The organism is Pantoea sp. A4, from assembly GCF_000295955.2.
GTDB lineage: Bacteria > Pseudomonadota > Gammaproteobacteria > Enterobacterales > Enterobacteriaceae > Pantoea > Pantoea multigeneris.
This window is the reverse complement of record NZ_ALXE01000019.1, coordinates 323523-337484: the sequence shown is the minus strand read 5'-3', so window position 1 is coordinate 337484 and position 13962 is coordinate 323523. Positions and strand designations below refer to the sequence as shown.

Annotated in this window: 7 protein-coding genes and 1 pseudogene; 4 read left to right on the top strand and 4 right to left on the bottom strand. The window is 45.3% G+C overall.

The genetic code is table 11. The features are described 5' to 3' along the window. The first annotated feature begins 442 nt into the window (after nt 1–442). The 4 genes from B880_RS0106125 to B880_RS0106115 all read left to right on the top strand — a co-directional run bounded on the left by B880_RS0106125 (nt 443) and on the right by B880_RS0106115 (nt 6752). A complete protein-coding gene (locus B880_RS0106125; protein ID WP_017346503.1) occupies nt 443–1153 on the top strand; it encodes an NlpC/P60 family protein in 711 nt (236 codons plus the stop codon). Nucleotides 1154–1213: 60 nt separating this feature from the next. Beyond that, a complete protein-coding gene (locus tag B880_RS25970; RefSeq protein WP_157060515.1) occupies nt 1214–1798 on the top strand; it encodes a hypothetical protein in 585 nt (194 codons plus the stop codon). Nucleotides 1799–1820: 22 nt separating this feature from the next. Next, nucleotides 1821–2120, top strand: coding sequence for a hypothetical protein (locus B880_RS26885; RefSeq protein ID WP_192841073.1), 300 nt, complete (start codon nt 1821–1823; stop codon nt 2118–2120). Between the two features lie 639 nt (nt 2121–2759). Next, nucleotides 2760–6752: an NACHT domain-containing protein gene (locus B880_RS0106115; protein ID WP_017346501.1), complete on the top strand. Its 3993-nt coding sequence runs from the start codon at nt 2760–2762 to the stop codon at nt 6750–6752. 448 nt (nt 6753–7200) lie between these two features. On the opposite strand, the gene B880_RS26645 is transcribed toward B880_RS0106115, so the two are convergent. From B880_RS26645 to B880_RS0106085, 4 genes and pseudogenes are all read right to left on the bottom strand, one after another. Continuing rightward, nucleotides 7201–7620, bottom strand: coding sequence for a hypothetical protein (locus tag B880_RS26645; protein WP_157060514.1), 420 nt, complete (start codon nt 7618–7620; stop codon nt 7201–7203). Between the two features lie 159 nt (nt 7621–7779). Beyond that, nucleotides 7780–9027 (bottom strand): hypothetical protein, encoded by a 1248-nt coding sequence (locus B880_RS0106110; protein ID WP_017346500.1) that lies wholly within the window; start codon nt 9025–9027, stop codon nt 7780–7782. 983 nt (nt 9028–10010) lie between these two features. Beyond that, nucleotides 10011–11121, bottom strand: a pseudogene (locus B880_RS0106100) (IS3 family transposase). A gap of 79 nt (nt 11122–11200) precedes the next feature. Then, nucleotides 11201–13867 (bottom strand): AAA family ATPase, encoded by a 2667-nt coding sequence (locus B880_RS0106085; RefSeq protein ID WP_017346494.1) that lies wholly within the window; start codon nt 13865–13867, stop codon nt 11201–11203. Nucleotides 13868–13962: the final 95 nt, after the last annotated feature.

Genomic DNA, 13962 nt, shown 5'->3' with positions numbered 1-13962 from the left:
TCAACAATCTATTAGTTCTAATGTGATATTAATCCTGTTGCAGGTTTGAATGTCCGATAAAGAGTAAAACATTTCGGTTTTATAACCCGTTGGCCAGAGGGTAATGCTATTGGCTAAATAAGCTATGACATTGAAAAATAGTGAAAGTCATCTTCATATTCAAAGAGGAAAATCTGCGATATAGATGATTTACCACTGAAACTGTCACCCACATAAAACAAATCTCTCTTTTTATTCGTTAATGCGATATTTAACGTGGTATTTTCGCTAATACAATGATTTTTAAATAGTATAATGAAAATTAATTAAAAAATGATATGTTTGACATTACCCGCACTGCTGTAATACTTTGACATAACATTACAGCCATTTTAGTATTCATGCGTTAGATTTACCTCCACACAGCCCGATCACTTTTATTTATAATAGTGAGGACATTCCCATGCCTAAAATAAGTGAGATACAAAAACGGCTACAAGTATTAAGTATCGATCCTGGTCCTATTGATGGTGTTTATGGTAGAAAAACAATTAATGCGTTGAAAATATTTCAGAGTAAAAATAATCTCGTTGTTGATGGTATTCCGGGAAAGAAAACGCTCGCTGCGCTTTTCCCGTCGCAAAATGTGGACCTCCCGGCTCAGCAATCTGTTTTTCGACTGGATCTGGTTTGGTTGAACGAAGCGAGAAGGCTACTAGGTGTTAGAGAAAAATTAGGCCCTGGATCGAATATTATCATTCTTGACTGGGCAAATGACCTGGATATTCACTACCCGGACGATGAAATTCCATGGTGTGGGTTATTTGTTGCTCATTGCCTTGGCAGTACATTACAGGATGAGTCCTTACCGACAAACCCATTACTGGCCCGGTCATGGAAAAACTTTGGCGTAGATGCACAACCCACACCTGGAGCCGTTATGGTGTTTTGGCGGAAATCTAAAGAGGGGGTATCAGGCCATGTCGGATTCTATGTTGGTGAAGATGAAAATAATTACAGGATATTAGGCGGTAACCAAGGAGATAGTGTTTCTATCGCCTGGATTGCAAAAAATCGCTACCTGACTAGCCGCTGGCCATCCTGCGTCAACAACCCAAATGCTGGCTCTTTTATCTGCTCAAGAAAGGAAAGCCTTTCATGGGATGAAAGCTAAATTTCTTTTAAAGATCCCATGTCAAATCACACAGTGATTTTATAAAATTACGAGGTCTTTATGTCAGAAGAAATGAATAAACAGAGTGTTCCTGATGCTACGAATCCTAATCAACCTTTTGTAGAAAGGCGACGTTTTAACAATCTTTTCCCTGTCTGGCAGTCACGTGTGTGGATGGTTGTTGTATTAGGTTTTGGTTTGATAACCGTTTTATGTATTTTGTATGCTTGTCTTGTCCTTGATCGTCAAATTCCACTGCTTGTTAGTGGTATTAATAGTAACTCTATGATTGCAATTAGCGGTGCGGCTATGATTGCTTCACAGTTTTTACGCGGGTTAAGTATCCTTATGGGAGGAGCAATTGTTTTTGGTGGATTATCTCTCTCATTTTTTTCTGGAAAAGATGATTCAACCTTCTCGACAGGTGATAATCAAAGTGTGTTCAAAAGTGTCACGCTAACAACTAAAACACCGGGCATTTTTGGGATAGTTATCGGTGGTGTTATTATTCTTTATGCTCTCCATATTCCCTATGATTTCCAGTACAAAAAAGGTGAAATGTCTGCGAGTAATCAACAGCATTCTCGACCCGTTAGTGAAAACAAAAATAGTCAAGCTTCAATCAATGACAAAGAAAAATCTTAGTTATCTAATCTTAGGGGGTAATATGAGTAATAAAATTTTACTTGTAATTTTAATGTTCACTCCTATTCATTTTAGCTATGCAGAATGCGATAGGATTAATCCTTCTGAGGAATGTATGAAGCTTATAGGCCAGCCTCCCCCCGATATTGTAAACATCCATATGAGTAAAGGACAGGAAGATCCTGAAATAACTAAAGAAATTAACGATATGCATGATGCAATTAAACCTGATGGCAAATCATTTTTGCCCCATAACAACATCAACACAACACCCTTATGGAACACAAAATCATCATTGCAAACGACTACAGCGCATGAATGAGTAGCCATAACAAAAAACCCGCTCAGGTTTACCTGAGCGGGTTTCTTAAATTTGGCTCCTCTGACTGGGATCGCCTTTGCCAGTAACTGGCTAATAAGTAAGCTAAACCTGAATTCTCTTTCTGTCAAGACCACCAGAGTGACCACCAACTGCTGAAGGCTGCGCAAAACTGTTTAAAAGAACTGTTTAAGTCAAAATGCCATTGATACAACATATCAATCAAGGGGGGGGTTATCAGATAGATAAAATCTGATTTGGATCAGCGCTGCAAAGGAATGCGGACATTTATATTGATGATGCTAGACTGCTGAATGAGTAACGCTAAAATAACGTCCAGTACTCGTGAGAGAAAGCGTTGTCCCTCTATAAGTGCAACCATGGAATCGATAATCGTATTTTGCCGACATTCGTGTGTTGAGAGTAAAGCATTACAGAAGAGTCTGACATGCTAGACGAATAGGCATAGAGGAGATCTCATTGAATTTGTTAGCCTAGTCAGTAGATCATAGCACTCCATGCCTGTTTTTTTGGGGAGTCATCAGCCCCGTGATACACAACTAAAAGATTCGAATCCGGTTAACGCCAGCAATTGGTAGTATTAGCGTAACCCCACTTACATTTGAGACAGTAGAGCTCTCCATGGGACACAGTTTTTTACCAAGGACACTCTGGTACAGCGAAAACAGAGAGAGGATCGAGTTAGCGCATACCCAACTCCATGCTAAATTCAACATCCATGCCCAGCCTTTGATCATTTTAGGTGACGCCGGTATGGGTAAGACCACTCTGCTCAAGTGGCTTGCTAACCAACATGGCTACCTTTTCATCACCGCCCACCAACTCCTACACCCGCCACGCAGGTTGCAAGACATAGATGCCAACCAGATTCTAGTGATCGATGCTCTGGACGAGCTGACGGCCCACTCATCCGTAGAAGCCATTGAGCGAGTACTCGATAGACTTGGTGAGAAAGGCTACCCACCATTCCTGCTTTCTTGTCGTGCGGCGGACTGGTTTGGCGCCGCAGCTACAAGGGCCGTGGAATCGACGTATGAGAAACAGCCCGTACAACTGCACCTGCGCGCATTGAATGATGAGGAGATCCGCCGGTTCCTGAACGATAAGCTACCGCATGCAGTGGCATCGGACCTTTTCGAGCGCTTGCGCGCAAGCTGGCTGCACAATTGGTTGGGTAACCCTTACACACTGGAGCTGTTGGTGGAAAGCGCCAAGGCGGGCGAAAGACCGGAAAGTCGCAAGCAGATGTTCGAACTCGCCACTAGGCAACTGCTTAAGGAGCGAAACGAGGTCAAATCCGCTGGGGGACCAAGCCAAGATAGTCAACGCCATGCCGCTAGTGCCGCTTGCGCCGCAATGATCATCAGCGGCTGCGAAGTTATCTGTCGTAAGGCTGACACTACTGCCGAATTAAGATTGGTCGAGGTCCAGGAACTAGCAGACGCGGATCATCTCCTCGCTGCACTATCGACCCGCCTGTTCGAGGCTGTTGGTGTGGACCGCTTCACATATGCCCATCGCAGTCTTGGCGAATACTTGGCAGCGCACTGGCTCATGCGTTGTGCCGATACACATCGCAAGCGGCGCAGGCTACTAGCCTTATTCCATCGACAAGGTATTGTCCCAAGCCATCTGCGCGGCCTCCATGCTTGGCTGGCCCTGGATACTCATCTCGCATCCGATGTGATTGCTACGGACCCGATGGGCATCATCGAGTACGGTGATGTCGGGCAACTCAGCGAAGTGCAAGCATCGATGCTCTTGCGCGCGCTGCGACGACTGGCCACCGACAATCCCGGCTTCCTACCCGCCAACCATCAGATCAGCTTGAGGGAGGCGATCAAGCCCGGAATGAAAACCGAGTTGCTGGCGATCCTGCCTGACAAGGGCATGCCCTTTCAACTTCGCTTGCTGCTGCTCGAGTCCATTCAGGGAAACCCTGTCGTCAACCAACTGGAAACTATTCTGCGGTCGCTAGTGGTTGACCCAAAGGAAGCGTTCGCATTACGGCGGTCAGCGCTGCAAGCGCTTTGCGCGCAGCAAACATCAGAACAGGCGACAGAGCTGCTGATTTTGCTACGAAGCCAGGGTTCAAACGACGCAAGCCAACTCGCTCTCAACCTGATCGGTTTGCACGGCTACAGTTTTCCGAACACTACAATGGCCGAGTGCGTGATTTGTTGCGAGCACCACCCTTTCCGTATCGGTGATATGGGCATGTCGAAATACGACCACGTCATAAAGCACTTTCCTACCGATCGTATGGCTTCATTCTTGAACGTGCTCACAGCTAGCGTCAGTTCACCGGCCCCCTTCAGCCCAGATCAACAGAGAAGCGGCTTGGCGGACTTGGTGATGCAACTGATCGGGCGGTATCTGAAAGAGCAAATGCCTGATATCAATGAGCTTTGGGGCTGGCTGCATTTTTCAGCCCTTCACGGATCCTTTCCCATCATGGCCGAGGAGACCCACCAACACTTGCGGGACGACAGCGTATTGCGCCGCCGTTTGCAGAAATTGGTGCTACTCGAAAACGTTGGAGAGGAGAGCTTGATGCAAAGGGAGCAGGACTTACAAAGAGCCTCGCAACATCTAGGATGTTCGGAAGAGGATGCCATTGTTCTGCTGGACTCGCTCAATCCACAGGATCTTGGCGACCAACGCTGGCAAGAAATCGTCGTTCTCATACACCATACCGAGGATCAAGGTGTCGCATTACGTGAAGCGGCTCATGCTTTCGCAGCTAAACATGGCGATCGACTGGCGTGGCTCGCGCAATTGCAACTTTTCCCCTCGAACCGAGAACTCAGTTCTCTCACAGAGGAACTCGAGCAACAACACGCACTCGAGCAACAGCAAAAGTTGTCGGCCTTGCGGAGTACCTACTTGGTAAAAACCGAGTCGATCCTCAAGGGAGATTTCACCAGTCTCATCGAAATCGCCCAAGTCTACCTCGGCAGCTCAAAAGCCTTTCGATTCGACGCTTGCGATACCGAACGCTTGGCGAGCTGGCTGGGGCAAGACCTAGCTCAGTCGTTTCTGCTGGGGTTTGAAGCCTATCTCCAGCAGATACCTCATAGCCTGTCACTCACCGAGATAGCCAGTTTCCTTGGACAGCAGCAATGGTTCTTACCCTCCCATGACCTCGCGGAGGAAGAGGGGCTTTCTCCTTTCATCATCGCTGCTGCACTCACTGTGCGACAACAAGACGGAAGAGGTTTCAAGGATCTCGACGAGGTTGTGCTGTTGACCGGATTCTTAGCGGTGCAGTATCTCTTCAAAAACGACCCTCGCACTTTGCAGACAGACCTGAACTCAGAGCTCAAGTCACGCATGCTCTTGCAAAAAGCACTACGACTTCGCTGCGAACCCCACATACTTGGCGGCTATACCGACAATGGGCTGGGCGAGCTTCTCTACGACGACGACGCCCGTGTTTTCGCTGCCGACCTAGCGCGCACATGGCTTGAGCAGTTTGACTCACTCCCTACATACATCGAACGGGAACTGGTCAGGATGCTGCTGGACGCTGAAGAGTACGATGCCTTACGTTCACTGGCCCGCACCCGCCCCCCTCTCACTAAGGAGCACAGCCTTATCTGGGACTCCGTAGGTTTGGTGGTCAGTTTTGACGATACCCGAGAGCGCCTTGTACAGAAGCGACTGAACAAACACTTGCTGGAAGAATTTCGTGAACTGATCATCGGACGCTACGGTGGTTGGGACGGCCGCACGATAAAACTGGAAGTCCCGGTAATGGCTTGGATGATCAAGAGTTTCCGCTCGTTGTGGCCACTGCCCCAATGTAGGATGGGGGACCTCGACACAGGATCTTTTCATAACCAAGATATGGCCGCTAGTCTGGTTCACCTTATCGACGCCTTGGGAAACCTCACTACGCCAGAAGCAGTGGAAGCGTTGGATCTGCTCTGCACAGGCCGGCTCAATAGCTACAGTGGACGACTGCTCGAAGCGCGTGCAAACCAGCGACGACGCCAATACGACGCATCATACACCCCCGCTACACTAAAGGACCTACGAGCGATTGCAGATGACGCCGCACCTGATAACGAAGCTGATCTGAAAGCTTTCGTACTGGCTGAGCTCAATGTTGTCCAGGGCAAGATTACCAGCGATGACGTGGACTCCTGGCGAGGCTTCTACTGCGATAACCAACTCGAGCCCCATGGCGAAGAGCGTTGCCGGGATTGGCTGGTGTCCTTGCTGCGAGAAGGTTCGTCACTTGTCGCTTACGAACCTGAAGCTCATCTTGCCGCCGACAAGAAAGCCGATATCGCCTGTTTCGCCGGCACACCTCGCATCTGCATCGAAGTGAAGGGCCAGTGGCACCAGTCCGTATGGACCGCCGCCGACGAACAGTTGGACAGGTTGTATACTCCTGATTACCGAGCAAGCGGTATCGGCATCTATCTAGTATTGTGGTTTGGCAAACGAGGAGGGCGTAATCACGCCCTTAAAAGCCCGGGAGGCAAGGTTGCAAAACCCAGGTCGCCATCCGAGATGAAAGAAATGCTGGAGCGACGCTGCCAGGCATTCCAGCAGGGACGTGTAGAGATCGTGGTGCTGGACCTGACACACCAGACAGCAGTGTGATCTTTTCACGTTGTTCAGTATCTGCGTAAGGTAGAGTATTCGACCAGTCTTCTTCGTAAGAAAGAGGTCATCTAGCATAATAAGACGCGTTATATCGACTAACAGATAGAATTTTCCCTCTGAAATAAGCAGAAACACGGCACTTGTCTAAGGGGAGTCTGCATCCTTTCGGTATATTAGGCATTGAGTTATGTCGGCGTTCCTATTTAGCCGAGAAATGCTTTTGTTTTTTCGGCTAAAACGTTGTTATCCATCGGCCTGTAAAGCGGCATGGCCAGTACTAATAAAAATGTCTTCACCAGTTGATGCTGTTGCAAGAAATCAATGAAGGGCAGCATGACATTCAATTTCGATGACAGTGAAACGGCCTAAAATCATTTAGGCCATTTAATCCCTTTTATTTTTTTGCGTTAAAAAATTATGAGAAATAAATAGTTAATTTTTTGGGCTATGGGCGACATAAAACCTTGGGACGGACTCCAACCTCAACACAGGAGGAAACAAACGATGACATTAACCAAAGCAATTGACTTTCGTGAGATGAGAGTTTTTTATTCTCAGCTTTAATTACCAAATTATCAATATGGCTTTTTTTTACAAAGTTAACAGCTAAAACGACTTCTCTTTGGCAGTTTGGAGATGACATAATATCTAGTATGTGTTTTTTTATGTGATCAAATTTGAAATTTGAATGGTATTTTATTCTGTTGATCTTTGAGTTAAAGCTTTTTTTCTTGGGTTGACCTTTCGGTGTTTTTATTGAGGGAGAGTATCCTTTTGTCCATAAATTTTTTTTATCTATAATGTTTGCGTCGCTTAAAATAACCTTGCCTAAATTTTTAATTGCTTGCCCCACAACTTCTTGCATCTCACTTGCGCCATGTGACGTCTTTTCTTTAGCTTTACTATGGACGAGAATAACACTTGGTGTTCCTGATTTCACTTTTTTGAAAATAAAGTGGTCAGCCCATTCTTGACTTCCTAAATCATCGCAAATAATTATGTCAGATTGATTTTTATAATAATCTTAAACTCTATGGAACAGTGAGTGAGTAGGGAATGATACACTAGTTTTTGATATGTATTTTTCTCCTTTCTCAGTTAATGCGTATTCAAATGATTTAACTCCTTCATAAATTCCTGTTATAAATCTAACGTTTTGAATCATATTTGAGTCTTTATAAAGTCGTTTGTTTGTGTAAAAATAACTTAGCTCTGAAAAGGTTATATCAAAGCTTCCCTTTAAGTTTAAGAAGGATAGAATGCTTTTCCTTGTGCCATTGTTCGCATCAAAGATGCTATATTTAGATAAGGAATTTGATTTGAATGTGAATGATTTTTCATTCTTTACCAAAAATAAATGTCTTTCAATGAGAGTATAAGTGTTTTTTTTTGCTTTTTTTACAGCTAACAATTCTTTACTTTTTCTAAGTAAATGATTTTTTCTTATATCAGATATTGGGAGCGAGTTATAATGTAATTCAAGGTTTTCGTCTAAACTTTCAATTAATCTATTGACATTAATCAAAACCCCTGTTGGGATGATTTCAGATGGTAAGTTTTTTAAATCGATTGATGAGGAAAATTGCTCCATAAACTGAGAGGTTTTATTATTCTCAATTCGTGATTTAAAATTGAAACACCAGTCTATTATATTTTGAACTGAGTCTTTTGCAGAGAATTCTGTAATTCTGTTTGTATTTATAGAAATTGAATAGTTATTTTTATTTTCACTGAATTTAGCAGTTCTCGGAATCAGACGATGACTGTTAAATGTTGGAAGTGAATCCATTAGGTTATGCGCTTCATATGATTTCCTCAGTATATCGTATTTTCCGACAGACATTCCATTTACAGACAATTTTTCACAGCATGGGTTGTTGGTTTCATCTATGTAGCTACTTAATTCACTACTGGTGAATAAATCTAAATATTCATTTAGCACCCAAAATGGATCTGAACAATTTTTTTTGAAAATAGCTAAGTATTTATCAAACTCGATCATTATAATGAAGGCGTGTTTTATTTCTTTTATTTTTTTGTTTTTTATGAAACTTATGTCGTTGTTTATTCTGAAACAAGCCGATGATACTGTGGCTTTTTTCCCAGAGGGTGTTGTTGTGTTTATTTTTATCTCATGATTGAGAAAGTAACCTAATTTTTCTTTTGATAACTCATTGAGGCAGCGTTTTATTGTTTCTGGCTGTAGGGTTTTTGTTAGTTTATAAAATTTAGCTGACTTTGGAATTACAAAATCCTGTAAATAAATCTTCATTGAGTCTCCATAAATCAAATAAAAGTTCGCAACTTTCCGACTACTGTATAATACTTGGTTTTTTTTGTGTGACAAGATGTTTTGTTATTTATTAATGCCTTTATTAAAATTAGTGGTTGTTGTGCATATTTCTTTTGGTTATACGAATTTTAAAGAATGGTCTTTTATCTGTTAGTTTCTGATTTTCATGTTAGTGAACTATGTTAATTATTTCCCGAGGCGCGAATTTATGATGTAATAGTCTTATTTCTGATTCAGTTATAGTTTTTCCACTTAACAGATTGAAAATTGTTGTATTGAAATGTAGAGGATGTTGATAATTATGTTATGTGAGTATTGCAAACTTCAGTAATTATATGATGGATTTTCAACAAAAAAAGTTATTAAAAGAACTGAAATGGAAAGAACTGTTATATCTTTAATTACCTAATGATTAATCGCCTGGATTAGGCAGCATATTTGCTTTTATAATTGGCTAAAATATTGCTGCGGTATATTTTCCCCAGCGTCCATTCAGATAATCCTACCGCTATTGCATCATCACTTTGCTGGCTTCCATATACTCCTTCTTGGGAATACGAACTCTGTTGGGTTCCAGATGACTCCTCTGGCGTTCAATTGCATCCTTCAACCAGAGACCCGATTCTGTCAGTGCACTACAGGCCATTTCCTAGAGTCTGTAGCTGCAAATATACTCTTTAGTATCATACTAAATCAACGGTAAAGCCCTATTAATCGCATTTTCACCCTTTAGATTACACAGATTACGAATACCAGTTCCGGCTACCTAAAGATTTCTCCTATCTGTTTAGGATATCGATGGTCTGATGGGACAGTAGCACAATATATGGCGTGTCCATTTTTGCCCAGCATCCGGAAGAGAGTACATCGGGACTAACCTGGCGGGCGGGGGAATAGCAAATGTCCTGTTTCTAAAATTAAACTTCCACTAGCGGTCGAAGCGCAATGTAAGCACACCCGTTTTAGTTCCACGCACTTTTTGAGATTTCCGGGTTTTTAGCCATCAGCCGGTATTCTTCCGGCGTCAGGTTATTCAGGGATTCATGGGGGCGCTCGCTGTTATATTCAGCCAGCCAGCGCTCTGTAATTTTCTGTGCTTCATTCAGCGTCCTGAACAGATAAAAATCCTGTATTTCTGTCCGGTACGTCCGGTTGAACCGTTCGATAAAGGCATTCTGCGTGGGCTTTCCGGGCCTGATAAATTCTTGCATCACACCATGCTCTTCTGCCCATTGTGCCAGCGTCAGCGAGACCAGCTCAGGACCGTTATCCATCCGCATTTTTAGCGGATATCCGGGGTTTGCCACGAACCTGTCCAGCACTCTCACAACCCGCTGCGCCGGGATATTCAGATCAATTTCGACCGCCAGTGCTTCGCGGTTAAAATCATCCACCACGTTGAAGGTCCGAAAGCGTCTGCCGCACATAAGCGCATCGTGCATAAAATCGATGGACCAGCTCTGGTTCATCGCCTCTGGTGTTGCCAGAGGAGCCGGATTACGCACCGGCAGGCGCTGTTTTCCCTTACGGCGAAAATTCAGTTTCAGCAGGCAGTAGATACGGTGAACTCTTTTATGGTTCCAGGTCTTGCCCTGCCTGCGAGGTACCTGAAAAAGCTTTTTAGATCCGTATCGCGTATAGCGTTCAACTGCCACGGTCAGCGCCATAATCACCGGCTCATCACGTCGCGTATCCGGCTGATAACGAAATACCGTCCTGCTCAGCGACAATGTCCTGCATACCTGACGTAAGCTCATGGCAAACTGCGAGGTCAGATAGCTGACTAGCTCACGCTTTATCGCTGGTTTTAAAGCTTTTTTCAATAACGTCGTTCAGGGCGCGGCACTCGAGACTCAGGTCCGCAAACATCTGTTTCAGCCGGCGGTTTTCATCCTCAAGGTCTTTCATCCTTTTGATATCAGAGGCTTACATACCGCCAAACTTCGCTTTCCAGTTGTAGTACGATGCCTCAGAGATCCCGGCCTCGCGACAGACATCCTTAACGGTGCGTCTGGCTTCGACAGACTTCAGAACGGCGATGATCTGGTGTTCGGTGAATCGTGCTTTGCGCATGGCGATCTCCTCCAGGGACATAATCAGTATGCCGGAAGAGCTCTAAAAGTGAATGGTCCGGTTTGCCGGGATGCTTACACTAACGGCCGGCTCGCAGATCGAGGCGATCTAGTTCTTCAAGAGTTTGGACAACGGACTCCACATGTTCTCCATCAAAGTCATCGCGGTCTGCCTCCTCGTGAGTGCCTTTGTTGAGATAGGTCCAGACAAGATTGTTAACGGGAATGCCCAAAATACGCCCATAAGATGTAAGAAGTGGCTCTTTGTTCGCGTGATTAAAGGTTGGAGAATCTCGCAATTTCTTGACCAATGCTTCGCATAAGTTTCTCAATCCGGGCTCAGCGCTGACGCCAGCGAGCATGAGATTTAGCACACCAAGATCATGACTTCCAAGCCAGCGCCAAGTTTTCTCGCTCAGCATCTCCAAAGCTTGGCGTGACGCAGCCAACGCATCTCGGTCGTTCAGCGCTTCTCTGGCTGCTCTGGCCTTGGCGATGTAGTTCGCGCTAGGTATGTTGCCGGTTACTCTAGGTTGATAGTTACCATCGTGATGTCTTAGTAGATAAACCTGGCACCCATTCCTACGCTGAGCAGGCAGGTGTTGCTGGATATCTTTTATAAACTCATTGCTATGACACGTGACGATCAATTGGGTGTTTGTGAAGTGGTCACTTTCAAAAATAGCCTCTCGGATTCCACCTCTATGGTCATGGTCGATCGCATTGATGGCATCATCGAAGACGATAACTGGACAGCCGATGCTCTTCGCCTTAGTCATCAGGATTGCCAGTCCGAGACAGCGAATATGTCCCTCACTAAGCACATGGAGCGCATCGACGCGAACATCAGGATTGCCCTGAAAACTGATTTCGATCTTGCCATCATCGGTTAAAGGCAGATACAGCGCTGATAGCTTGTCTTCTTCGCGATCATTACGATTGAAAGCGTTATAGAGATCTTTGGCTGCTTCGTTTAGGCCTGCCATTAGCTGTCCGGGAAGTTGATCTCTATAAGACCTCAATGCTTCAAGAAATCTGTCATAGGCAGTCTTGTATGGTGTGTCGCGGACGATATCTAGTGCTTCCTGATTCGCTTGCGCGATCAACCCAGCATTTGTTTCATCGAAGGCTTTGATTCGGTTACGCGCTGCTTCAATATCCGCTTGCAGTTGTTGCCGTTTGAGATCTTGCGCTTGGACCTTTAGTTGAAACTCATTGAGTCGCCGACGTTCGTCGATGTGCGGTTGTCGCTCTCCCTGAGCCTTACGTGACGCATCGTCTTGAGCTACCATGCGATCTACAAAAGAGAGAATATCTTCAAATGACGGCAATCCTTGCGGACTTGCGGGCAACTGGGGGTAGATATTTGCCCACCATCGTCCGACAGGCTCAGCAGGAAGTTGCAAAACCCAACGACCGATTGCTGTTTCCTCTTCTTGATGAGCAGTTATAAATGTGCAGAAGGAAGTTAGCATCTGCCGCAACGCGCGAGATGCCTGACCCAGTTTTACTTCAATAGTTTGCTGTTTGTCTTGAAGGGCTCCCAGTTCTCCAAGCTGCACCAAGCCATCTGTTGCTTTCCTAAACGGATCTACGGCAACACGAGCATCACCTGTCAGTGGCGTATCGCAAGCGGGGCAACGATCTCCAATAGCCTTCTGCAGGGCGAGAACAGAGTTGTAAAGATTCTTGAAGGAAACTAGGTCGCTTTTGGCACGAAGATCATTGATTACTGCATCAAGTTCTTCGGAGCATTGATGTGCCTCAGCAAAAGCGTCTTGTAGACCTTGGCGTGTGGTGCCAAGAATATTCGGTGGAATCGCCCCCAAAATGTCATCAAGCTCTTGAAGACGACCTGGAGCTTCAGCAGTACCAATCAAGCCCTTGAGGGTTTGATATGTGAGTTCAACTGCGTACTCCTTCGCCAGAGACAACTCCTCTTCATCTAATATTTGCAGGGAGGCAGCGGCACCCTCAACGGCCAATCGATCTGCCGCCAACGCGTTACGGCGAAGTGACAAGGCATTCTGTTGATCACTGATTAGAACAAGTTGTCCATCGATGCTTTCGTTGAAGTTTCTTACGAATTCATTGAACTGGTCCATACCAAATAGCGTAGCAATCAGTTCAGCGCGTTGGGCATTGGGTCGGGCAGCGATTCTTGAGAATGCATCAATTCGGTTTTTTTCAATAAAGCAGAAGCGATAGGTGTCGAGGTTGGCAACAACGTCAACCTCACGTCCTTGTTGATCTGTTGCCTTCAATACTGGGGGGGCGAATCTTTTATCGTGTATATTCGATAGGTACGTTCTCGCCGCAATGCGTTTGCTTCCGGCCTCTTCGACATCTCCAAGAAGGGCATATTCTAATCCTTCGCAAAGGCTGGTTTTCCCGCTACCATTTGGACCGTAGAATAGGATGATCTGCTTTGTTAGATCGAAAGGTTCAGGTGCACGGAATCCCCTAAATGGGCCGAGTGTCAGATGACGCAACCTGTTCCAAGACCAAACACCGGCGTTTGCTTCAGCTATGTCGGGTGGAGGCACCTCAGCTATGCTGCCGAGCTCTCGCCGCATTAGACTGACGAGAAATGTGGAGCGCTGACTTCGCTGTCGCGAGGTTCCCGCTAATTCGTCAAAGTTAGCAAGGGCCAAAGTAGCCAAGCGGCGAACGTCACCCTGAACTTGCCTCTCAGGGTGGTATAGCCATCGAACAAAGCTTTCAAAATCCTGTCTCGCAGATGCCATGCCCATCTCCCTTTGAGTGACGCTATCTTTGATTAAGATATCGCAACGGACGTTCGTAGCTCAATATAAAATTCTATTAATCGCTTAGATATTTA

Excerpts from the sequence above, each read along its gene's own strand:
- B880_RS0106125 (WP_017346503.1), top strand. The coding sequence starts at position 443 with ATGCCTAAAATAAGTGAGATACAAAAACGGCTACAAGTATTAAGTATC.
- B880_RS25970 (WP_157060515.1), top strand. The coding sequence starts at position 1,214 with ATGTCAGAAGAAATGAATAAACAGAGTGTTCCTGATGCTACGAATCCT.
- B880_RS0106085 (WP_017346494.1), bottom strand. The coding sequence starts at position 13,867 with ATGGCATCTGCGAGACAGGATTTTGAAAGCTTTGTTCGATGGCTATAC.
- B880_RS0106115 (WP_017346501.1), top strand. The coding sequence starts at position 2,760 with ATGGGACACAGTTTTTTACCAAGGACACTCTGGTACAGCGAAAACAGA.
- B880_RS26885 (WP_192841073.1), top strand. The coding sequence starts at position 1,821 with ATGAGTAATAAAATTTTACTTGTAATTTTAATGTTCACTCCTATTCAT.
- B880_RS26645 (WP_157060514.1), bottom strand. The coding sequence starts at position 7,620 with ATGCAAGAAGTTGTGGGGCAAGCAATTAAAAATTTAGGCAAGGTTATT.
- B880_RS0106110 (WP_017346500.1), bottom strand. The coding sequence starts at position 9,027 with ATGAAGATTTATTTACAGGATTTTGTAATTCCAAAGTCAGCTAAATTT.